At 71.4% G+C, this 22,498-nt stretch carries 20 protein-coding genes; 16 read left to right on the top strand and 4 right to left on the bottom strand.

The genetic code is table 11. From position 1 onward, the window contains the following. Nucleotides 1-75 precede the first annotated feature (75 nt). Nucleotides 76-636 (top strand): HIT domain-containing protein, encoded by a 561-nt coding sequence (locus ABZW32_RS29550; protein WP_356221562.1) that lies wholly within the window; start codon nt 76-78, stop codon nt 634-636. Between the two features lie 4 nt (nt 637-640). Here ABZW32_RS29550 and ABZW32_RS29545 read toward each other — a convergent pair whose 3' ends face one another. The 4 genes from ABZW32_RS29545 to ABZW32_RS29530 all read right to left on the bottom strand — a co-directional run bounded on the left by ABZW32_RS29545 (nt 641) and on the right by ABZW32_RS29530 (nt 6,983). Then, entirely contained in the window at nt 641-2,245 is a 1,605-nt protein-coding gene (locus tag ABZW32_RS29545; protein ID WP_356221559.1) for an IPT/TIG domain-containing protein, read from the bottom strand. A gap of 243 nt (nt 2,246-2,488) precedes the next feature. Next, the gene (locus ABZW32_RS29540) at nt 2,489-2,890 is read right to left on the bottom strand and encodes a DUF1992 domain-containing protein (protein ID WP_356221556.1); all 402 of its coding nucleotides are present in this window, start codon (nt 2,888-2,890) and stop codon (nt 2,489-2,491) included. A gap of 41 nt (nt 2,891-2,931) precedes the next feature. After that, entirely contained in the window at nt 2,932-4,620 is a 1,689-nt protein-coding gene (locus tag ABZW32_RS29535; protein ID WP_356221554.1) for a hypothetical protein, read from the bottom strand. A gap of 158 nt (nt 4,621-4,778) precedes the next feature. Next, nucleotides 4,779-6,983, bottom strand: a complete 2,205-nt coding sequence (locus ABZW32_RS29530) for an elongation factor G-like protein EF-G2 (protein WP_356221551.1) — start codon at nt 6,981-6,983, stop codon at nt 4,779-4,781. A 242-nt stretch (nt 6,984-7,225) separates the two neighbouring features. On the opposite strand from ABZW32_RS29530, the gene pgsA reads away from it, so the two are divergent. The 15 genes from pgsA to ABZW32_RS29455 all read left to right on the top strand — a co-directional run bounded on the left by pgsA (nt 7,226) and on the right by ABZW32_RS29455 (nt 22,393). Then, nucleotides 7,226-7,894 (top strand): phosphatidylinositol phosphate synthase, encoded by a 669-nt coding sequence (gene pgsA, locus ABZW32_RS29525; protein WP_356221550.1) that lies wholly within the window; start codon nt 7,226-7,228, stop codon nt 7,892-7,894. Continuing rightward, nucleotides 7,894-8,796 (top strand): phosphatidylinositol mannoside acyltransferase, encoded by a 903-nt coding sequence (locus tag ABZW32_RS29520; protein ID WP_356221548.1) that lies wholly within the window; start codon nt 7,894-7,896, stop codon nt 8,794-8,796. Before pgsA ends, ABZW32_RS29520 begins: the two co-directional genes overlap by 1 nt. After that, nucleotides 8,796-9,959, top strand: a complete 1,164-nt coding sequence (locus ABZW32_RS29515) for a glycosyltransferase family 4 protein (RefSeq protein ID WP_356221545.1) — start codon at nt 8,796-8,798, stop codon at nt 9,957-9,959. Before ABZW32_RS29520 ends, ABZW32_RS29515 begins: the two co-directional genes overlap by 1 nt. A 36-nt stretch (nt 9,960-9,995) precedes the next feature. After that, a complete protein-coding gene (locus ABZW32_RS29510; RefSeq protein ID WP_356221542.1) occupies nt 9,996-10,538 on the top strand; it encodes a hypothetical protein in 543 nt (180 codons plus the stop codon). Between the two features lie 136 nt (nt 10,539-10,674). After that, nucleotides 10,675-11,592, top strand: coding sequence for a pyridoxal 5'-phosphate synthase lyase subunit PdxS (pdxS, locus tag ABZW32_RS29505; RefSeq protein ID WP_356221539.1), 918 nt, complete (start codon nt 10,675-10,677; stop codon nt 11,590-11,592). Nucleotides 11,593-11,598: 6 nt separating this feature from the next. After that, nucleotides 11,599-12,189 carry a pyridoxal 5'-phosphate synthase glutaminase subunit PdxT gene (gene pdxT / locus ABZW32_RS29500; RefSeq protein ID WP_356221536.1) on the top strand — a complete coding sequence of 197 codons (591 nt, stop codon included), beginning with the start codon at nt 11,599-11,601 and terminating at the stop codon, nt 12,187-12,189. Nucleotides 12,190-12,246: 57 nt separating this feature from the next. Beyond that, on the top strand, nt 12,247-12,999 hold the full coding sequence (locus ABZW32_RS29495; RefSeq protein ID WP_030233895.1) for a YebC/PmpR family DNA-binding transcriptional regulator: 753 nt from the start codon (nt 12,247-12,249) through the stop codon (nt 12,997-12,999). A gap of 182 nt (nt 13,000-13,181) precedes the next feature. After that, nucleotides 13,182-13,715: a crossover junction endodeoxyribonuclease RuvC gene (gene ruvC / locus ABZW32_RS29490; protein WP_356221533.1), complete on the top strand. Its 534-nt coding sequence runs from the start codon at nt 13,182-13,184 to the stop codon at nt 13,713-13,715. Then, the gene (ruvA, locus tag ABZW32_RS29485) at nt 13,712-14,344 is read left to right on the top strand and encodes a Holliday junction branch migration protein RuvA (protein ID WP_356221531.1); all 633 of its coding nucleotides are present in this window, start codon (nt 13,712-13,714) and stop codon (nt 14,342-14,344) included. Before ruvC ends, ruvA begins: the two co-directional genes overlap by 4 nt. 92 nt (nt 14,345-14,436) lie before the next feature. Further along, nucleotides 14,437-15,510 carry a Holliday junction branch migration DNA helicase RuvB gene (ruvB, locus tag ABZW32_RS29480; RefSeq protein WP_356221529.1) on the top strand — a complete coding sequence of 358 codons (1,074 nt, stop codon included), beginning with the start codon at nt 14,437-14,439 and terminating at the stop codon, nt 15,508-15,510. 164 nt (nt 15,511-15,674) lie between these two features. Next, nucleotides 15,675-16,169, top strand: a complete 495-nt coding sequence (gene yajC / locus ABZW32_RS29475) for a preprotein translocase subunit YajC (protein ID WP_356221526.1) — start codon at nt 15,675-15,677, stop codon at nt 16,167-16,169. Between the two features lie 149 nt (nt 16,170-16,318). Continuing rightward, on the top strand, nt 16,319-18,115 hold the full coding sequence (gene secD, locus ABZW32_RS29470; RefSeq protein ID WP_356221523.1) for a protein translocase subunit SecD: 1,797 nt from the start codon (nt 16,319-16,321) through the stop codon (nt 18,113-18,115). Nucleotides 18,116-18,118: 3 nt separating this feature from the next. Then, nucleotides 18,119-19,183, top strand: a complete 1,065-nt coding sequence (gene secF / locus ABZW32_RS29465; protein WP_356221520.1) for a protein translocase subunit SecF — start codon at nt 18,119-18,121, stop codon at nt 19,181-19,183. Next, the gene (locus ABZW32_RS29460) at nt 19,180-19,737 is read left to right on the top strand and encodes an adenine phosphoribosyltransferase (protein WP_356221517.1); all 558 of its coding nucleotides are present in this window, start codon (nt 19,180-19,182) and stop codon (nt 19,735-19,737) included. Before secF ends, ABZW32_RS29460 begins: the two co-directional genes overlap by 4 nt. 217 nt (nt 19,738-19,954) lie before the next feature. Beyond that, nucleotides 19,955-22,393 (top strand): bifunctional (p)ppGpp synthetase/guanosine-3',5'-bis(diphosphate) 3'-pyrophosphohydrolase, encoded by a 2,439-nt coding sequence (locus ABZW32_RS29455; RefSeq protein WP_356221514.1) that lies wholly within the window; start codon nt 19,955-19,957, stop codon nt 22,391-22,393. Nucleotides 22,394-22,498: the final 105 nt, after the last annotated feature.

Below are 22,498 nucleotides of genomic sequence, written 5' to 3'. Positions count from 1 at the left end.
CCGCACGGCAGTCGGCGGGCCCCCGGAAAGCGATCACTTTCCGGGGGCCTTCCTCGTCCACCGGGACGAGGTCATATGCTGCGTCCTATGACGAGTGAGCCGGAGCAGCAGATCGGTGTGGGCACGCAGGACGCGTTCCAGCGTCTGTGGACGCCCCACCGGATGGCCTACATCCAGGGGGAGAACAAGCCGACCGGCCCGGAGGCCGGGGACGGCTGTCCCTTCTGCGGGATTCCGGAGATGTCCGACCAGGACGGTCTGATCGTGGCGCGGGGCGAGCACGTGTACGCCGTGCTGAACCTCTACCCGTACAACGGCGGCCACCTGATGGTCGTCCCGTACCGGCACGTCGCCGACTACACCGAGCTCGACGGCCCCGAGACCGCCGAGCTCGCGGACCTCACCAAGCGGGCCATGGCCGCGCTGCGCAAGGCGTCCGGTGCGCACGGGTTCAACATCGGCATGAACCAGGGCGCGGCCGCCGGCGCGGGCATCGCCGCGCACCTGCACCAGCACATCGTGCCGCGCTGGGGCGGGGACACGAACTTCATGCCGGTGGTCGGCCACACCAAGGTCCTGCCGCAGCTCCTGGCCGACACCCGCCAGATGCTCGCCGACGCCTGGCCCGTCGACTAGCCGGCTAGCTCGGGTCCCCTCCGGCGGCCGACAGGTCGTCGTAGGTGAACTCGTCGATCGGCGCGGTGGGCGAGGTGGCCACGCCGACCGTCACGGTGACGTCCACCGTCTTCGCGTCGTCCGCGTCCGCTCCGTCGAGCGCCCGGGCCGGAGCCTTCGCCGTGATGACGGTCGAGGACTCGACCGCGACGTCGTACGCGAGCTCGTCCTTGAACCGCACGGCCGCGCCCGAGGCGAAGCCCGAGCCCTCGATGGTGACCTTCCTGAGGGCCGTCCCGTGGTCCGGGACGACGGAGGCGACCACGACGGGCGCGGGACCTCCGTAGGCGAACCGTCCCAGCGGGACGGCGGGCGAGGTCCCGAGCCGGCTGGTGACGCGGACGTCGACGATGCCGACCCCGTCTGGCACGACCGCCCTGATCCACATCCCGTCCAGGTCGTGGACGAACTCGGTGCACGGAACGGGACCGAAGTCGACGACGCTGTCCGGGGTGAATCCCGTGCCGTTGATGGTGAGCTGCTCGCCGCCCTCCCCGGCGGTGCTGCTCAGCCCGGTCACCACCGGGCCGGCCGGGATCCGGGGCGCGCCCAGCAGGTACAGGTAGCTGAAGTTGGAGTGCTGGAAGGCGACCTGGGCCGTGAAGTCGGCGGTGGTCTTGTGGATGAAGAGCGTGTTGTACCAGTCGTACGACGGGTTCCACGTGACGGGGGAGTCGGCGAGGGGCTGGACGTAGACGTTGTCCTTCGTGAGCAGGTTGATCTCCGTCAGGAGCAGCTCCACCTCGGCGGTGGCCCTCGGGCCCTGGGGGTGCGGGTACCACTTGCGGGCTTCGAGCAGGTCGGACCAGGCCAGCGGCACCACGTCGTACGCGTTGACGTGGCGTTCGTGCAGGATCCAGTCCAGGCCGTCGACGTGGTCGGCGAAGCTCTGGAGGCCGGCGGTGGGCGCGGCGAAGGTGACGAGTGCGAACCGCGGCGGGTTCGGCGTCCAGGTCTGCGTCTGGAGGTACGCGGCCAGCATGGTGGCGACGCAGCCGCCCAGGCTGTGGCCGGTGACGTGGACCGTCGGCTGGGGCGAGGACGGCACGACCGCGAGGAGGAGGGCGAGAGCCTGGGCGAGCGTCGCGTCCACCGGGATGGCGGCGTCCGGCCCATCGGACCCTGACGGTTCGGCGGGCACCCCGGTGATCCCGCGTGCCGTCGCGACCTGCGTGAACGCGTCCATGGCACCGGTGGAGACGGCGATGTCCGTCGACCCGCCGGCCGTGAACGGCACCACCGTGCCGACGTCGAGGTCCTCCATGGTGTCGAGCGGCTGGTTGACCGTGCCGCGGACGGCGACGACGATCTGGTTCGAGCCGTCGGAGTTCCAGGCGACGTAGGCGAGGTTCGCGTTGTCCGGACTGAGCCCCAGCCACTTCAACTGCCATGTGCCGGCCGTGGCGAGCGTGGGGTCCTGTAGGAGTGAGGTGATGCCGGACCTGGCGCGCAGGGCCTGCTCCTGCCTGCTTTCACCCGACGGACGCGCGACCGCCGCCGTGGCGGCGATCGCGGCGAGGGTCAAGAGGACCGGGGCGGTGGACGGGACGGGCTGGGCCGACGTGGCCATACGTGCTCCTTGCGTGGCTGCGGAGCGGAGCGGCCCGCGACGGCCGTCGTGTCCGGCCTCAGGAGACCTCGGTACCCCTGCCGGGTCGGCGACAGGTGCACACCACCCCTGCGATCGTGCTGGTCGCGCCCATCCTCCCCGGCGCCACACCCGGCGGGGACGTCACCGGCCCGGGGGCCGCCGGATTTCAGGCTCCCGGCCCAGCGCCGGCGGACCCCGGCGGGGACCCCGGCTCGACCCGGTCTACCCCTCGCGGCTCGCTCGCCAGTCGGCGACGGCGGCCTCGACGTCGAACTCGGTGAGGTTCAGGGGAGGTCCCGGCGGGGGCCTGAGCAGGGCCGCGCGGATCTTCTCGTTGACCTCCGTGAGGACGTCCCGTACCCGGCGTTCGGTACGGGCCTCCCGGACCTTCTCCAGGGCGTCCTCGGCCTCCTTGCGCAGCGCGAGGGACGGGGGCAGCGCGGAGAAGCCCTCGCGGTGCAGCTTCCCCTTGATCCACCAGAGCTCGTCGTAGGGCGCGTCCAGCGAGGCCATCGGCTTGCCCCAGCCCGGCAGCTTCTCGAACTCGCCGCGGTCGGCCGCTTCCCGGATCTGCCGGTCCACGAAGGACTCGAAGCTGACACCGGGCGGCTTGCGCTCGGTCATGGTGGTTCCTCCCCGGGTCGGATCGGTCCTCTTCAGCGTACCTAGGCGTCGTAGACGTCGGCCCTGCGCGGGGCGGGCTCCTGGATCAGGCCGCTCATGATCGAGGAGCGGTTCGTGAAGCGGTCCGTGTCGACGCCGTTCTCCTCCAGCACCTTGAACGCCGCGGCGTGCACGGAACGCAGGACCGGGGCCACCGTGCGCAGTGCGTCGTCCGCCATGAAGCGGTGGCGCCACATGGTGCCGGCCCAGACGTGCCGCAGGCCGAAGGGCTCGGGCAGGACCAGCTTGCCGCCGAAGTACTCCAGGAGCGGCGGGTACCAGGTCAGCGGGGCACGCACGGCGAGGCGTACGACCTCGCTCGCGTCCACGAGCGGCAGCGGGCGCTCCACCGTCTCCCAGAAGCGCACCGACTTGGGGACCTCTATGACCGGGGCCTTGGACTTGGTGGTGAACAGGCCGTGCACCGGTCCGAGGGCGTGGGCGGTGACGTCCACGCGCAGGGTCTTGTAGAGCACGGTCACGGTGACCAGCATGTTGATCACGAGCTGGCCGTCCCAGAGCGGGTACTGGATGCCGAGGTAGTGCCGGTTGCCCGCGCTGAACTGCTGCTCGTTGCAGATCCGGGTGATCTCGTGCGGCTTGACCAGGAAGGTGTCCACGTCCTCGCCGGTCGGCCGGGCGACCTCCCCGGCGCCCTCGCCCACGGGCGTGACGATCCAGTGCTGGATGGAGGCGGCCGGGAAGCCGCCGGTGTGCAGGGGGCCCCGCTCCAGCTTGCGCAGCTGGGCGTCCATCGCGCGTATGACGTCCCAGCTGCGGAAGGGGTGGATCTCCGCGCCCTCGGTCCTCGGGGTCAGCTCCTCGGCCATCTGCCAGCTGCCCCAGCGGGTGCCCATGCCGAGGATGCCCTTGGGGCCGGCGTAGAAGACGGAGTTGCTGCGGTCCTCGGCGGTCAGCTTCGCCAGCTGGCGGCGCAGGTCCTCGCGGGCCTTCTCGTCCGGGTTGCCGGGGACCGCGTCCGGGATCTTGGCGGCGACCCCGCCGCCCCCGAGCAGGCCGTCCCAGCGCGAGCGCAGGTCGGCGGCGGTGCTCTCGCAGATCCGGCGGGCCAGGAACCAGCCCAGCGCGGGGGCGGCCAGCGAGCCGAACAGGTACAGCTCCAGCACACCGCTGCCCGGGGCCCGGTAGACCACCCGGTAGAGCAGCACCGCGGCCACGACGACGACGCCGACCAGCAGGGCGGTCCCGATCCACGTGCTCTTCTTTCCCTCGCCCTTGGCGAGGGTCTTGCGCAGCTGGAAGAGGCCGAGCCACAGCAGCAGCCCCGGCAGGAACACCACACCGCAGACCAGCATGATCAGGCGCAGCTTGCGGTCGCGCGCCCGGCGGATGTGGGAGGCCGCCAGGCAGTGCTCGACGATGGTCTGCGGGTCGGCGCCGAAGGACTGGATGAGCGGCTTGCGGCCGGGGGCGAGGGTGCGGGCCTCCACGGCCCGGCAGAAGGCCTCGCCGAGGTTGGGCTCGAACAGGGAGATCTTCGGGGGCTTCACCGAAGCCGGGTGGTTCTCGCTGTTGGCCCCGAGTATCGAGGACAGCGCGGTGTCCGTGCCGCCGTCGCGGTACGCGGCGGAGGCGAGCGCGTTGGTCGCGGCGGTCTGGCCGCCGCCCCCCTGGAGCGGAATCTGTGCCCCGGGCCTGAAGTCGAAGTCGTCCGCCACCGCTGCCCCCATCGCCGTGCCACTGTGCTCTTTGTCGTACCGCTGTGGTCGTTGTGCCCTGTCGATCCGTCCGCCGCGCCGAAAAGCCTATCGGCGGACACCGCCCCTTGGTCATGGGACAGGGAAATGCCGCCCACCGCAAGCGGGTCGGGTGGGCGGCGGGCGTGACGCTATGTCAATTGGTTTCCCTTCTCTGCCTGTTCGCGCACCTTGTCCGCGAGGTGGGGCGGCATCGGCTCGTGGCGGGCATAGGCGCGGCTGAACCGGCCCGTGCCGTGCGATACGGAGCGCAGTTCCACGGCGTACCGGCCGATCTCGATCTCCGGGATCTCGGCGCGCACCCGGGTGCGGCCGGCCCCGGCCTGCTCGGTGCCCACGACGCGGCCCCGGCGGCCCGCGAGGTCGCTCATGACCGGGCCGACGTAGGCGTCGGGGACCTGGACGTCGAGTTCCGCGACGGGTTCCAGGAGGTGGATGGGGGTGTCGGCGGCGGCCTCCCGCAGGGCGAGGGCGCCGGCGGTCTGGAAGGCGGCGTCGGAGGAGTCCACCGAGTGCGCCTTGCCGTCGCGCAGGATGATCCGTACGTCGACCAGCGGATAGCCGGCCGCGATGCCCCGGGCGGCCTGGGCCCGTACGCCCTTCTCCACGGACGGGATGAACTGGCGGGGCACGGCGCCGCCGACCACCTTGTCGACGAACTCGATGCCGCTGCCGGGCGGGAGGGGCTCGACCTCGATCTCGCAGATGGCGAACTGGCCGTGGCCGCCGGACTGCTTGACGTGCCGGCCGCGGCCGGTGGCCTTCGCGCCGAAGGTCTCGCGCAGGCTGACCTTGTGCGGGACGGGGTCGACCTGGACCCCGTAGCGGGTCCGCAGCCGCTCCAGGGCGACGTCCTGGTGGGCCTCGCCCAGCGACCACAGGACCAGCTGGTGGGTGTGCGGGTTCTGCTCCAGCCGCATCGTGGGGTCCTCGGCGACGAGCCGGGCCAGGCCCTGGGAGAGCTTGTCGTCGTCGGCCTTGCTGTGGGCCTCGATCGCGAGGGGGAGCAACGGGTCCGGCATCGCCCAGGCCTCCATGAGCAGGGGGGCGTCCTTGGCGGAGAGGGTGTCGCCGGTCTCGGCGCGGGTGAGTTTGGCCACGCAGGCGAGGTCGCCGGCGATGCAGGTGCCGAGCGTGCGCTGCTGCTTGCCGAAGGGGGAGGTGAGGGCGCCGACGCGTTCGTCGACGTCGTGGTCCTCGTGCCCGCGGTCGGCCAGCCCGTGGCCGCTGACGTGCACCGTCTCCTCGGGGCGCAGGGTGCCGGAGAAGACGCGGACCAGGGAGACGCGGCCCACGTAGGGGTCGGAGGAGGTCTTGACGACCTCGGCGAGGAGCGGTCCGGCCGGATCGCAGGTGACGGCGGGGCGCGGGGAGCCGTCGGGGGCGGTGACGGTGACGGGGGCGCGTTCCTCGGGGGTGGGGAAGCCGCCGGTGATCAGTTCGAGGAGTTCGACCGTGCCCAGGCCCTGACGGGCGCCGTCGACGGCGGGGGCGGCCATCAGGACGGGGTGGAAGGTGCCCCGGGCGACGGCCCGCTCCAGGTCGTCGATCAGGGTCTTGACGTCGATGTCCTCGCCGCCGAGGTAGCGGTCCATGAGGCTCTCGTCCTCGCTCTCGGCGATGATCCCCTCGATCAGCCGGGAGCGGGCGCCGTCGATCAGGGCGAGCTCGGCGGGGTCCGGGTCGCGCTCGGCGCGTTCGCCGGAGGAGTAGTCGTACACGCGCCGGGAGAGCAGGCCGATCAGGCCGGTGACCGGGGCGTGGCCGTCGGGCCCGCGGGCTCCGTGCAGCGGCAGGTAGAGCGGGACGACGGCGTCGGGGTCCTCCGCTCCGAAGGCCTCGCCGCAGGCGGCGGCCGTCTCGGAGTAATCGGAGCGGGCTGCCTCCACATGGGTGACGACGATGGCGCGGGGCATGCCGACCGCCTGGCATTCCTCCCAGACCATGCGGGTGGCCCCGTCGATCCCGTCGGCGGCCGAGACGATGAAGAGGGCCGCGTCCGCCGCGCGCAGACCGGCCCGCAGTTCCCCGACGAAATCGGCGTATCCGGGGGTGTCCAGGACGTTGATCTTGATGCCGGCCCATTCGACGGGGACCAGGGAGAGCTGGACGGAGCGCTGGCGGCGGTGCTCGATCTCGTCGTAGTCCGAGACCGTGCCCCCGTCCTCGACCCGTCCGGCCCGGTTCACTGCCCCCGCCGTCAGGGCCAGGGCCTCGACGAGGGTGGTCTTGCCGGCACCGCTGGGGCCGACCAGCACGACGTTCCGTACGGAAGAGGGGCGGTCGGCCGTCAGTGCCCTGCCGGCGGCTCCGGCTTGGTGTGATGTGGCTCCCATGCTGCTCGTGCCTCCTGGTGTCGCGGTGAGGAGGGTGATCGGGGTCCTTCGAGCTTTGCACCGGTGTCACACTGCGTCCATACGTCGTACCGGCGACTGTCCGGAGCGTGACGGTGGCCCGGCGGCCGGATTGCGCGGCGCGAACCGGTGGGTGCGCGGCGTGACGGGCCCGGGGCGCTGGCTACGATGGGCCAGCCGGTGGCCGAGGTGGCCGCGCGGCCCAGCGACCCTCCGGGAAGGCCATGCTGAACAAGTACGCGCGTGCATTCTTCACGCGTGTTCTCACGCCGTTCGCCGCGTTTCTCCTCCGTCGGGGGGTGAGCCCGGACGCGGTCACCCTCATCGGCACCGCCGGAGTGGTGGCCGGAGCGCTGGTCTTCTTCCCCCGGGGCGAGTTCTTCTGGGGCACGATCACCATCACCCTCTTCGTGTTCTCCGACCTGGTGGACGGGAACATGGCCCGCCAGGCCGGGGTCTCCAGCCGGTGGGGCGCCTTCCTCGACTCCACCCTCGACCGGGTGGCCGACGCGGCGATCTTCGGCGGCCTCGCGCTCTGGTACGCGGGCGACGGGAACGACAACGCGCTGTGCGCAGTGGCGATCTTCTGCCTGGCCAGCGGCCAGGTGGTCTCGTACACGAAGGCCCGCGGCGAGTCGATCGGGCTGCCGGTCGCCGTCAACGGGCTCATCGAACGCGCCGAGCGACTGGTGATCTCCCTGGTCGCGGCCGGCCTGTCCGGGCTCCAGACCTTCGGCGTCCCCTCCTGGATCGGCGTGCTGCTGCCGATCGCCCTGTGGGTCGTGGCGGCGGGCTCGCTCGTCACCCTGATCCAGCGGGTGGTCACCGTACGCCGGGAGGCCGCCGAGGCCGACGCCGAGGCCACGGCCGGGTCCGAGGGTGGTACCGCCTGATGGGCAAGGCACAGGACAAGCTGGTCGACGGCCTGTACGGGCTCGGCTGGGCCGGCGTCAAGAAGCTCCCCGAACCGGCCGCCGTGGCCCTCGGCCGCAAGATCGCCGACGTGGCCTGGAAACGGCGCGGCAAGAGCGTGCTGCGCCTGGAGTCGAACCTGGCGCGGGTGGTGCCGGACGCGACCCCCGAGCGGCTGCGCGAGCTCTCGCACGCCGGCATGCGCTCGTACATGCGGTACTGGATGGAATCCTTCCGGCTGCCGACGATGGACCCGAAGCGGTTCAGCACGGACGTCCGCTTCCAGGACGAGAACCTCCTGCGCGAGGCCCTCGCCACCGGCCGCGGGGTGATCGTGGCCCTGCCGCACCTGGCCAACTGGGACCTCGCGGGAGCCTGGGCCATCGGCCACATCGGGGTCCCGTTCACCACGGTCGCCGAGCGGCTCAAGCCCGAGTCGCTGTACGACCGCTTCGTGGCCTACCGCGAGAGCCTGGGCATGGAGGTCCTGCCGCACAGCGGCGGCGCCGCCTTCGGCACCCTGGCCCGGCGGCTGCGCTCCGGCGGGATGGTCTGCCTGGTCGCGGACCGGGACCTGTCGGCCTCGGGGGTCGAGGTGGACTTCTTCGGCGCCAGGACCCGGATGCCTGCGGGCCCGGCCCTGCTGGCCCAGCAGACCGGCGCCGTACTGCTCCCGGCGACCCTGCACTACGGCGACACCCCGGTGATGCACGGCCGGATCCACCCCGAGGTGGAGGTGCCCGGCACGGGGACGCGCACCGAGAAGACCTCGGTCATGACCCAGGCGCTCGCGGACGCCTTCGCCTGGGGCATCGCCGCCCACCCGGAGGACTGGCACATGCTGCAGCGCCTGTGGCTCGACGACCTGGAGGAGCGCCCGTAGTGAAGATCGGCATCGTGTGCCCGTACTCGTGGGACGTGCCGGGCGGCGTCCAGTTCCACATCCGCGATCTGGCCGAGCACCTGATCCGCCTCGGCCACGAGGTGTCGGTCCTGGCGCCGGCGGACGACGAGACCCCGCTGCCCCCCTACGTGGTCTCGGCGGGACGGGCGGTGCCGGTGCCCTACAACGGCTCGGTCGCCCGGCTGAACTTCGGCTTCCTCTCGGCCGCCCGCGTACGCCGCTGGCTGCACGACGGCGTCTTCGACGTGATCCACATCCACGAGCCCGCCTCGCCCTCCCTCGGGCTGCTGTCCTGCTGGGCGGCCCAGGGCCCGATCGTGGCGACCTTCCACACCTCCAACCCCCGCTCGCGGGCGATGATCGCCGCGTACCCGATCCTCCAGCCGGCGCTGGAGAAGATCAGCGCGCGGATCGCGGTGAGCGAGTACGCCCGGCGCACGCTGGTGGAACACCTCGGCGGGGACGCCGTGGTCATCCCCAACGGCGTCGACGTGGACTTCTTCGCCAAGGCCGACCCGAACCCCGACTGGTCCGGCCGGACCCTGGGCTTCATCGGCCGCATCGACGAACCCCGCAAGGGCCTGCCGGTGCTGATGGCGGCCTTCCCGGCCATCGCCGAGCAGTGCCCGGACGTACGGCTGCTCGTCGCGGGCCGGGGCGACGAGGAGGAGGCCGTGGCCTCCCTCCCCGCGGAACTGCGCTCCCGGGTGGAGTTCCTCGGCATGGTCTCCGACGAGGACAAGGCGCGCCTGCTGCGCAGCGTGGACGTCTACGTCGCCCCCAACACCGGCGGCGAGAGCTTCGGGATCATCCTGGTCGAGGCCCTCTCCGCCGGAGCGGCCGTCCTGGCCTCGGACCTCGACGCCTTCGCCCAGGTCCTGGACCAGGGCGCGGCGGGGGAGCTCTTCGCCAACGAGGACGCGAACTCGCTGGCGACGGCCGCCGTCGCCCTGCTCCGCGACCCGGACCGGCGCGCGGAGCTGAGCGCCCGCGGCTCGGCCCACGTGCGGCGGTTCGACTGGTCGACGGTCGGCGCGGACATCCTGGCCGTCTACGAGACGGTGACCGACGGCGCGGCCGCGGTGGCCGCCGACGAACGCATCCCCCTCCGCACCCGCCTCGGCTTCTCGCGGGACGGCTGAGCGAACGGCCTCCCGTAGCCGGTAGTGTCGCGGCCCGTGATCGAAAACCTTGTCTGGATCGCGGTGGCGCTCGGTGTCGTCGGGGTCTACCTCAGTTGGACCGCCGGGCGGCTGGACCGGCTGCACACGCGGATGGACGCCGCCCGGGCCGCCCTCGACGCGCAGCTCGTGCGGCGCGCCTCCGTGGTGCTGGAGGTGGCCACCTCGGGGGCGCTGGACCCCGCCTCCTCGCTCGTGCTGTACGAGGCCGCCCACGCGGCCCGGCAGGCCGAGGAGGAGCAGCGGGAGGTCGCCGAGAGCGAGCTCAGCCAGGCGCTGCGCGCGGTGTTCGCGGACGCCGACCAGGTGGAGGTGCTCAAGGCGGCTCCCGGGGGAGAGGCGGCGGCCGAGGACCTGGCGGCGGCCGTGCGCCGGGTGCCGATGGCGCGGCGGTTCCTCAACGACGCCGTACGGGCCGCCCGCGCGCTGCGCACCCACCGCAAGGTGCGGTGGTTCAGACTGGCGGGACACGCCCCGTTCCCGCTCGCCTTCGAAATGGACGATGAGCCTCCGGTGGACTTGGCGGACCGTCCCGCATAGGCGCGGGCGGGTCCGGCCAGTGCCGCGGGGGACAAGTCGAGAGGCCACCGGCTCCAGATTGGCCCTTGCAGTGGACTGGTCCGTGGGGTTTTCTCAGCCCAGTAGTACCCGTCTTCCTTTCGAGTGAGGTCAACCCGTGAGCACGCTTCCCCCCTCTTCCCAGTCCGCTGAGTCGGCCATCGGCACCTCCCGCGTCAAGCGCGGCATGGCCGAGCAGCTCAAGGGCGGCGTGATCATGGACGTGGTCAACGCCGAGCAGGCGAAGATCGCCGAGGACGCCGGCGCCGTGGCCGTCATGGCCCTGGAGCGGGTCCCCGCCGACATCCGCAAGGACGGCGGCGTCGCGCGCATGTCGGACCCGAACATGATCGAAGAGATCATCGAGGCCGTCTCCATCCCGGTCATGGCCAAGTCCCGCATCGGCCACTTCGTCGAGGCCCAGGTCCTGCAGTCCCTCGGCGTCGACTACATCGACGAGTCCGAGGTCCTGACCCCGGCCGACGAGGTCAACCACTCCGACAAGTGGGCGTTCACCACCCCCTTCGTCTGTGGCGCCACCAACCTGGGCGAGGCCCTGCGCCGCATCGCCGAGGGCGCGGCCATGATCCGCTCCAAGGGTGAGGCCGGCACCGGCAACGTCGTCGAGGCCGTCCGCCACCTGCGCCAGATCAAGAACGAGATCGCCCGCCTGCGCGGCTACGACAACAACGAGCTGTTCGCCGCCGCCAAGGAGCTGCGCGCCCCGTACGAGCTCGTCAAGGAGGTCGCCGAGCTCGGCAAGCTCCCGGTCGTGCTGTTCTCCGCCGGTGGCGTCGCCACCCCCGCCGACGCCGCGCTGATGCGCCAGCTCGGTGCCGAGGGCGTCTTCGTCGGCTCCGGCATCTTCAAGTCGGGCGACCCGGCCAAGCGCGCCGCCGCCATCGTGAAGGCCACCACCTTCTACGACGACCCGAAGGTCATCGCGGACGCCTCCCGCAACCTGGGCGAGGCCATGGTCGGCATCAACTGCGACACCCTCCCCGAGGCCGAGCGCTACGCCAACCGCGGCTGGTAGTCGGACATGACCACCCCCGTGATCGGTGTCCTGGCCCTCCAGGGCGACGTACGGGAGCACCTGATCGCCCTGGCCGCGGCGGACGCCGTGGCCAGGCCGGTCCGGCGCCCCGAGGAGCTCGCCGAGGTCGACGCCCTGGTGATCCCCGGCGGCGAGTCGACGACCATGTCGAAGCTCGCCGTGCTGTTCGGCATGCTGGAGCCGCTGCGCGAGCGCGTCCGGTCGGGCATGCCCGTCTACGGCACCTGCGCCGGCATGATCATGCTCGCCGACAAGCTGCTCGACGGCCGTGACGACCAGGAGACGCTCGGCGGCATCGACATGATCGTGCGCCGCAACGCCTTCGGCCGCCAGAACGAGTCCTTCGAAGCGAAGATCGACTTTGCGGGCATAGCGGGCGGCCCCGTCGAGGGCGTCTTCATCCGCGCCCCGTGGGTGGAGTCGGTCGGCGCCACCGCCGAGGTGCTCGCCACGTACGAGGGTCACACGGTCGCCGTGCGTCAGGGTAATGTCCTGGCGACCTCGTTCCATCCCGAACTGACCGGGGACGACCGGGTCCACGCGTACTTCGTCGACATGGTGCGCGCCGGGCTCTGACCGGCTCCCGGTAGGATCGGGGACGAACACTGTTGGTTACGCGAAGGAGACAGGCGGATGTCCGGCCACTCTAAATGGGCTACGACGAAGCACAAGAAGGCCGTGATCGATGCCAAGCGCGGCAAGCTCTTCGCGAAGCTGATCAAGAACATCGAGGTCGCGGCCCGTATGGGCGGTGCCGACATCGACGGCAACCCGACGCTCTACGACGCCGTTCAGAAGGCCAAGAAGAGCTCGGTCCCGAACAAGAACATCGACTCCGCGGTCAAGCGCGGCGGCGGCCTCGAGGCCGGCGGCGCCGACTACGAGACGATCATGTACGAAGGCTACGGCCCGAACGGTGTCGCGGTGCTCATCGAGTGCCTCACCGACAACCGCAACCGCGCCGCCTCCGACGTCCGCGTCGCCATGACCCGCAACGGCGGCTCCATGGCGGACCCGGGCTCGGTCTCGTACCTGTTCAACCGCAAGGGTGTCGTTCTCCTGCCCAAGGGCGAGCTCTCCGAGGACGACGTCCTGGAGACCGTGCTGGAGGCCGGTGCCGAGGAGGTCAACGACCTCGGCGACCAGTTCGAGATCATCAGCGAGGCCACCGACATGGTCGCGGTCCGCACGGCGCTGCAGGAGGCCGGCATCGACTACGACTCGGCCGACTCCAGCTTCGTCCCGACCATGCAGGTCGAACTGGACGAAGAGGGCGCGCGCAAGATCTTCAAGCTGATCGACGCGCTGGAGGACAGCGACGACGTGCAGAACGTCTTCGCCAACTTCGACGTCTCCGACGAGGTCATGGAGAAGGTCGACGCCTGATCCCCTCCTTGCGGCTGAACCGCCGCCGCTCTCGCGGATGTGGTTGCTCGCCGTTCGGGTTGCTCAATTGATGGTTGCTGTTTTGGACGGGCCGACAGGACACACCCTGTCGGCCCGTCCTTTGTCAGTGGTGCCGGATAGCCTGCACGGACACGGACAGGCGATCGAGTGAGGGGGGTACGGTGCGCGTACTCGGCGTTGACCCGGGCCTGACGCGGTGTGGCGTCGGGGTGGTCGAGGGGGTCGCCGGGCGGCCGCTGACCATGCTCGGCGTCGGTGTCGTGCGCACGCCCGCGGACGCCGAGCTGGGGGACCGGCTCGTCGCCGTCGAGCGGGGCATCGAGGAGTGGCTCGACACGTACCGCCCCGAGGTCGTCGCCGTGGAGCGGGTCTTCAGCCAGCACAACGTCAGCACCGTGATGGGCACCGCCCAGGCCAGCGCCGTCGCCATGCTCTGCGCGGCGCGCCGCGGGATACCGGTCGCCCTGCACACCCCCAGCGAGGTCAAGGCCGCCGTCACCGGCACCGGCCGGGCCGACAAGGCGCAGGTCGGAGCCATGGTGACCCGGCTGCTGCGGCTGGCCGCCCCGCCGAAACCGGCCGATGCCGCCGATGCCCTCGCCCTCGCCATCTGCCACATCTGGCGGGCCCCCGCCCAGAACCGACTCCAGCAGGCGGCCGCGCTGCACGCCGCCTCGAAAGGCCGTACCCGATGATCGCCTTCGTCAGCGGCCAGGTCGCCGCACTCGCCCCCACCCTCGCCGTGATCGAGGTCGGCGGGGTCGGCATGGCCGTGCAGTGCGCGCCGAACACGATCGCGGGCCTGCGGATCGGTGATCCGGCCCGGCTGGCCACCTCCCTGGTCGTGCGCGAGGACTCGCTGACCCTCTACGGCTTCGCCGACGACGACGAACGCCAGGTCTTCGAGCTCCTCCAGACCGCCAGCGGCGTCGGGCCCCGGCTGGCCCAGGCCATGCTCGGCGTGCACAGCCCCGACGCGCTGCGCCTCGCCGTCTCCACGGGCGACGAGAAGGCCCTGACGGCGGTGCCCGGAATCGGCAAGAAGGGCGCCCAGAAGCTGCTCCTGGAGCTCAAGGACAAGCTCGGCGCCCCGCTGGGAGCCAGCGGCCTCGTGGGCGCCCAGAGGGCCGTCGCCACAGGTCCGGCGCCCTGGACCGAACAGCTCCAGGCCGCCCTGATCGGTCTCGGCTACGCCGCCCGGGACGCGGAGGAGGCGGTCTCTGCCGTGACCCCGCAGGCCGAGGAGGCCATCGCCGCCGGCGGCTCCGCGCCCGTACCGCAGCTGCTGCGCGCCGCCCTCCAGTCCCTCAACCGCGCCCGCTGACCGCAGCCCGCCGCCCGGGGCCCGCCGTCCCGGGCCCCGCCGGGCCCCGCACACCGCACCGACCGTGAAGACCGAGAAGGCAGACTGACACCGTGAACGGGTACGACGAGACCGACACCCCCGAGCCGGACCGCCTCGTCGCGGCCGGCGCCGACGGCGAGGACACCGCCGTCGAGGCGGCCCTGCGCCCCAAGGACCTCGGTGAGTTCGTCGGCCAGGAGAAGGTCCGCCAGCAGCTCGACCTCGTCCTCAAGGCGGCGAAGCAGCGCGGCGCCACCGCCGACCACGTCCTGCTCTCCGGCGCGCCCGGCCTCGGCAAGACCACCCTTTCCATGATCATCGCCGCGGAGATGGGGGCGCCGATCCGGATCACCTCCGGCCCGGCCATCCAGCACGCCGGCGACCTCGCCGCGATCCTCTCCTCCCTCCAGGAGGGCGAGGTCCTCTTCCTCGACGAGATCCACCGCATGTCCCGGCCCGCCGAGGAGATGCTGTACATGGCCATGGAGGACTTCCGCGTCGACGTGATCGTCGGCAAGGGCCCCGGGGCGACCGCCATCCCGCTGGAGCTGCCGCCCTTCACCCTCGTCGGGGCGACGACCCGGGCCGGCCTGCTGCCCCCGCCGCTGCGGGACCGTTTCGGCTTCACCGGCCACATGGAGTTCTACGCCCCCGAGGAGCTGGAGCGGGTCGTCCACCGCTCCGCCCGCCTCCTCGACGTGGAGATCGACACCGCCGGCGCCGCGGAGATCGCCGGCCGCTCCCGCGGCACGCCCCGCATCGCCAACCGCCTCCTGCGCCGCGTCCGCGACTACGCCCAGGTGCGGGCCGACGGGGTGATCACCCGCGAGGTGGCCGGAACCGCCCTCCAGGTCTACGAGGTGGACGCGCGCGGGCTGGACCGGCTGGACCGGGCGGTGCTGGAAGCCCTGCTCAAGCTGTTCGGCGGCGGCCCCGTCGGCCTGTCCACCCTCGCGGTGGCGGTCGGCGAGGAGCGGGAGACCGTCGAGGAAGTGGCCGAACCCTTCCTGGTCCGTGAGGGCCTGCTGGCGCGCACCCCGCGCGGGCGGGTCGCCACCCCCGCCGCATGGGCTCACCTGGGGCTTGTCCCCCCGCAGCAGGCCGGCGGCGGACCAAGGGGACAACAGGGCTTGTTCGGGGCCTGACGGCGCGGGCGTTTCCCCGGTCAGGAACTGCGGTGCCATGCTGGGCGTTGTTCCATCGGTGCGGACTCGCCTAGACTCCGCCGATGCCGACCCTTCGGGTCGGCGTGCCCACCCCCGTAGAAATTGGCCGTCTCCCGTGCGGTCGTGCGAAGGATCTCCGTCCCGTGAATCTCGTGACACTCCTCCCGTTCATCGTGCTCATCGGGGCGATGTTCCTGATGACCCGCTCCGCCAAGAAGAAGCAGCAGGCGGCCGCGCAGATGCGCAACGAAATGTCGCCCGGCACCGGCGTCCGCACCATCGGCGGCATGTACGCCACGGTGAAGGAGATCGGTGACGACACCGTCACCCTTGAGGTGGCTCCCGGCGTCCACGCCATCTACGCGAAGAACTCCATCGGCGCCGTGCTGGAGGACGAGGAGTACAACCGCATCGTCCACGGCACCACCGAGGACCTGACCCTCGACACGCCGGTCGTCCCGGACGACGCCTCCTCGCTGACCGAGGCCGACGCCCCGAAGGCCGACCTGTCGAAGGACGGCGACGCGGGCGAGGCCCCCAAGCTCGACCTGGGCAAGGGTGACGAGGCCAAGGGCGACCAGGCCAAGGGCGACGAGCCCAAGGACGGCAAGTCCGACGGCGACGCCGGCACCAAGTAACGTCCGGCCGGTACCGCGGTGGCGTCCGACCGGCGACACCGCGGTACCCGCAGTGAACTTCTGCGGGGGGCAGGGGTCCCCACCACACATTTCGTGGCCGTCCGCGCGCTGACCCGGCGCGGGACGGTTGGACAGGGAGAAACGACAAGGTGGCAGCACCGAAGAAGGGCCGGCGGCCCACGGGGGCTCAGGGGAGGCCGGGGCGCGCCCTGGCCATCATCCTGATCGCGATGGTGGCGCTCACCGCGGGGATGTTCCTCACGAAGCAGACGACCCCCCGCCTGGGCATCGACCTCGCGGGCGGTACGAGCATCACGCTCAAGGCCAAGAGCGAGCCCGGCAAGCCGGACGCGGTCAACGAGACCAACATGAACACGGCGGTCGGCATCATCGAGCGCCGCGTCAACGGTCTCGGCGTCTCGGAAGCCGAGGTCCAGACCCAGGGCCGCGACCACATCATCGTGAACATCCCCAAGGGGAGCAACGAGCAGCAGGCGCGCGAGCAGGTCGGTACCACCGCCCAGCTCTACTTCCGCCCCGTGCTCGCCTTCGCCGACGGCGCCCCCGTCGCCCCGGAGACCAAGCCGAGCGGGTCCCCGACCCCCTCCGCCAGCGGTTCCGGCGCCCCCAAGGCCGAAGGCAGCGGTAAGCCCTCCGCCCCGGCCACCCCGTCGTCCAGCGCCACTTCCCAGGGCCGTGTGCTCAGCGAGGCCCTCAAGGCCCCGGGCACCCCCACTCCCTCGCCCTCGGCGAGCGAGTCGAAGAAGGCAGACGACAAGGCCACGACCCCGCCCGCGACCCCTGCCCCGAGCACCCCGCCCGTGGACCCCGCCGTGGCCGACCTGCAGGCGAAGTTCGCCGCGCTGGACTGCACCAAGGAGGACCAGCGCGCCGCCGCCGGCAAGGGCGCCAAGCCCGAGGACCCGATCCTCGCCTGCGGCAAGCGCGGCAACCTCTGGGGCAAGTGGGTCCTCGGCCCGGCCCAGGTCAACGGCCAGGACGTGAAGGACGCCAAGGGCGTCATCGACCAGCAGCGCGGTCAGTGGATCGTCACGATGCAGTTCACCGACAAGGGCGCCGACAAGTTCGCCAAGATCACCGGTGAGCTGGCCACCAAGCAGGCCCCGCAGAACCAGTTCGCGATCGTCCTCGACGGCGAGGTCATCTCCGACCCGTCCGTCAGCCAGGCCCTGACCGGCGGCAACGCCGAGATCTCGGGCGGCTTCACCCAGCAGTCCGCGCAGGACCTCGGCAACATGCTGTCGTACGGCGCCCTGCCGCTGTCCTTCCAGGAGGACAGCGTCACCACGGTCACCGCCGCGCTCGGCGGGGAGCAGCTGAAGGCGGGCCTGATCGCCGGCGCCATCGGCCTCGCCCTCGTGGTGATCTACCTGCTGGTCTACTACCGCGGGCTGGCCTTCATCGCCATCGTCAGCCTCATGGTCTCCGCCGTCCTCACCTACACGATCATGTCGCTGCTGGGCAAGGGCATCGGCTTCGCCCTGAACCTGCCGGCCGTCTGCGGCGCGATCGTGGCCATCGGCATCACGGCGGACTCGTTCATCGTCTACTTCGAACGCATCCGGGACGAGATCCGCGAGGGCCGCACCCTGCGTCCGGCCGTCGAGCGTGCCTGGCCCCGCGCCCGGCGCACCATCCTGGTCTCCGACTTCGTGTCCTTCCTCGCCGCCGCGGTGCTCTTCATCGTCACCGTCGGCAAGGTCCAGGGCTTCGCCTTCACGCTGGGTCTGACCACCCTGCTCGACGTGGTCGTGGTGTTCTTCTTCACCAAGCCGATCATGACCCTGGTGGCGCGCACCAAGTTCTTCTCCAGCGGACATCCGTGGTCCGGGCTGGACCCCGAGCGTCTGGGCGCCAAGCCGCCGCTGCGCCGGTCCCGCCGTACGGGTCCCGTCCCCGCCCCCGTCGACGCAAAGGAGGCGTGAGAGATGTCGAAGCTGGGAGATCTCGGCGCCAAGCTGTACCGCGGTGAGGTCGGCTACGACTTCGTCGGCAAGCGCTTCGTCTGGTACGGCGTTTCCATCCTGATCACCATCACGGCGATCGTGGCCGTGGCCGTTCAGGGCCTCAACATGGGCATCGAGTTCAAGGGCGGTGCCGTCTTCACCACCCCGAAGACGACGGTCTCGGTCGCCAAGGCGACGGCGGACGCGGAGAAGGCCTCCGGCCACGACGCGACCGTCCAGCAGCTCGGTACCGGCGGTCTGCGCATCCAGATCTCCGGTCTGGACACCGATTCCGCCGCCTCGGTGAAGAAGGCGCTCGCCGCCGACCTCAAGGTCACCGAGAACCAGATCAACGCCGACCTGGTCGGCCCGAGCTGGGGCGAGCAGATCGCCAACAAGGCCTGGACCGGCCTGGCGATCTTCATGGTCCTCGTGGTGATCTACCTCGCCATCGCCTTCGAATGGCGGATGGCGGTCGCGGCGCTGATCGCGCTGATCCACGACCTCACCATCACCGTCGGCGTCTACGCGCTGGTCGGCTTCGAGGTCACCCCGGGCACCGTGATCGGTCTGCTCACGATCCTCGGCTACTCCCTCTACGACACCGTCGTCGTCTTCGACGGTCTCAAGGAGGGCTCGAAGGACATCACGAAGCAGACCCGCTTCACCTTCAGCGAGGTCGCCAACCGCAGCATCAACGGCACCCTGGTCCGCTCGATCAACACCACCGTCGTGGCGCTGCTCCCGGTCGGAGCCCTGCTGTTCATCGGCGGCGGCTTCCTGGGCGCGGGCATGCTCAACGACATCTCGCTGTCGCTGTTCGTCGGCCTCGCCGCCGGCGCGTACTCCTCGATCTTCATCGCGACCCCGCTGGTCGTGGACCTGAAGGAGCGCGAGCCGGCGATGAAGGCCCTGAAGAAGCGGGTGCTCGCCAAGCGGGCGGCCGCCGTGGCCAAGGGCGAGAGCCCCGAGGGCGACGAGGGCTCCGGTTCCGAGGACAGCCCGCAGGTCGTCTCCCAGGGCGGCCAGGGGAGGCGTCGCCGGTGACCGCCTACGCCTGTTCCCCCGAGGTCCGCGAGCTGCTGCTCAGCCGGATCAAGGACGTCCAGGACTACCCGAAGCCGGGCGTGGTGTTCAAGGACATCACCCCGCTGCTCGCCGACCCGCAGGCCTTCGCGGCGCTGACGGACGCCCTGGTGGAGCTGGCCGGCCGGTACGGCGCGACGAAGATCGTCGGGCTGGAGGCGCGGGGCTTCATCCTCGCCGCCCCGGTCGCCGTCCGGGCGGGCATCGGGTTCATCCCCGTACGCAAGGCCGGGAAGCTGCCGGGCGCCACGCTCGCGCAGTCCTACGAGCTGGAGTACGGCACCGCGGAGATCGAGGTCCACGCGGAGGACCTGTCGGCCGGTGACAAGGTCATGGTCATCGACGACGTCCTGGCCACCGGCGGCACCGCCGAGGCCTCGCTGGACCTGATCCGGCGGGCCGGGGCCGAGGTCGCCGGAGTGGCCGTCCTGATGGAGCTGTCGTTCCTGCCGGGGCGCGCCAAGCTCGTCCCCGCGCTCGACGGGGCGCCGCTGGACGCGCTGATCCTGGTCTGAGCTCCTTCGTACGCCGAGCGGCGGGTGTCCGGGTCCTCCCCGGCACCCGCCGCTTTCGTGTGCGGCGCCCCGGCGGGGGACCGGGCCCCCCGCCCGGCTGGAAAAGGCCTCGGGGCCGCGTCTCGCGGGACGACCACGGAGAACGGGCCGGCGGAACCCTCGCTACCATGGTTTATCCGGACCTGACCGGGGCCCCGGATCCTCATGAGGAGCGCTCTTGCCAGACGAGGTCCAGCCACTCTCCGCCGCGCAGCCCGACCCGCAGGCCGACCCGGCCGCGGCGGCCGCGGCCACGCCCCCGCCGGCCCCGCCGGTCAAGCCCGCCCCGGCCAAGCCCGCCCCGGCCAGGCCGGCCGGGTCGTCCAACCGCGTGCGCGCCCGGCTGGCGCGCCTGGGCGTGCAGCGTTCGAACCCGTACAACCCGGTACTGGAACCCCTGCTCCGCATAGTCCGCAGCAACGACCCGAAGATCGAGACGGCGACGCTGCGCCAGATCGAGCAGGCGTACCAGGTGGCCGAGCGGTGGCACCGCGGCCAGAAGCGCAAGAGCGGCGACCCCTACATCACCCACCCGCTCGCGGTGACCACCATCCTCGCCGAGCTCGGGATGGACCCGGCCACCCTGATGGCGGGTCTGCTGCACGACACCGTCGAGGACACCGAGTACGGCCTCGAACAGCTCCGCCGCGACTTCGGCGACGCCGTGGCCCTGCTGGTCGACGGGGTCACCAAGCTCGACCGGGTCAAGTTCGGCGAGGCCGCGCAGGCCGAGACCGTGCGCAAGATGGTCGTGGCCATGGCCAAGGACCCCCGGGTCCTGGTCATCAAGCTCGCCGACCGCCTGCACAACATGCGCACCATGCGCTACCTCAAGCGGGAGAAGCAGGAGAAGAAGGCCCGCGAGACGCTGGAGATCTACGCCCCGCTGGCGCACCGGCTGGGCATGAACACCATCAAGTGGGAGCTGGAGGACCTCGCCTTCGCGATCCTCTACCCCAAGATGTACGACGAGATCGTGCGCCTGGTGGCCGAGCGCGCCCCCAAGCGCGACGAGTACCTGGCCGTCGTCACCGACGAGGTGATGGTCGACCTCAGAGCCGCCCGGATCAAGGCCACGGTCACCGGCCGCCCCAAGCACTACTACAGCGTCTACCAGAAGATGATCGTCCGCGGCCGTGACTTCGCGGAGATCTACGACCTGGTGGGCATCCGCGTCCTCGTGGACACCGTCCGGGACTGCTACGCGGCCCTCGGCACGGTGCACGCGCGCTGGAACCCGGTCCCCGGCCGGTTCAAGGACTACATCGCGATGCCCAAGTTCAACATGTACCAGTCGCTGCACACGACGGTCATCGGACCCAGCGGCAAGCCCGTCGAACTCCAGATCCGCACCTTCGACATGCACCGCCGAGCCGAGTACGGCATCGCCGCGCACTGGAAGTACAAGCAGCAGACCGTCGCCGGCGCCTCCAAGGTCCGCACCGACGTCCCGCAGGCCGCCAAGGGCAGCGCCGGCCAGGACACCGTCAACGACATGGCCTGGCTGCGGCAGTTGCTCGACTGGCAGAAGGAGACGGAGGACCCGGGCGAGTTCCTGGACTCGCTGCGCTTCGACCTCTCCCGCAACGAGGTCTTCGTCTTCACCCCCAAGGGCGACGTCATCGCGCTGCCCGCGGGCGCCACTTCGGTGGACTTCGCCTACGCGGTCCACACCGAGGTCGGCCACCGCACCATAGGGGCGCGGGTCAACGGGCGGCTGGTGCCGCTCGAATCGACCCTCGACAACGGCGACCTGGTCGAGGTCTTCACCTCCAAGGCCGAGGGCGCTGGCCCGTCCCGCGACTGGCTCGGCTTCGTCAAGTCCCCGCGGGCCCGCAACAAGATCCGCGGCTGGTTCTCCAAGGAGCGCCGCGACGAGGCCATCGAGCACGGCAAGGACGCCATCGCGCGGGCCATGCGCAAGCAGAACCTGCCGATCCAGCGGATCCTGACCGGCGACTCCCTCGTCACCCTCGCGCACGAGATGCGCTACCCCGACATCTCCTCGCTCTACGCGGCGATCGGCGAGGGCCACGTGGCCGCGCAGGGCGTCGTCCAGAAGCTGGTGCAGGCCCTCGGCGGCGAGGAGGCCGCCAACGAGGACATCGAGGAGAGCATCCCGCCGGCGCGCGGCCGGACCAAGCGCCGCGGCAGCGCCGACCCGGGCGTGGTGGTCAAGGGCGTCGACGACGTCTGGGTCAAGCTGGCCCGCTGCTGCACCCCGGTGCCGGGCGACCCGATCATCGGCTTCGTGACGCGCGGCAGTGGCGTATCGGTTCACCGCGCCGACTGCGTGAACGTGGACTCCCTCTCCCAGCAGCCCGAGCGGATGCTGGAGGTCGAGTGGGCACCCACCCAATCCTCCGTCTTCCTCGTCGCCATCCAGGTGGAGGCACTGGACCGGTCCCGGCTGCTGTCGGACGTCACCCGGGTCCTGTCGGACCAGCACGTGAACATCCTCTCGGCGGCCGTGCAGACCTCCCGGGACCGGGTGGCCACCTCCCGGTTCACCTTCGAGATGGGCGACCCGAAGCACCTGGGCCACGTCCTGAAGGCCGTACGGGGCGTCGAGGGCGTCTACGACGTCTACCGCGTCACCTCCGCCCGCAGGCCCTGAGGGGCGGTTGCCGGGCCCGCACATGACGGTGGGCGCCACCCCCTCGGGGTGGCGGCCCCCCTGAAATGGGCGGCCGGCACCGGTGCCCGATCAGGGGGCGCCCCC

This window comes from Streptomyces sp. NPDC004667, from assembly GCF_040609475.1.
GTDB lineage: Bacteria > Actinomycetota > Actinomycetes > Streptomycetales > Streptomycetaceae > Streptomyces.
This window is presented reverse-complemented; position numbering and strand designations above follow the sequence as displayed.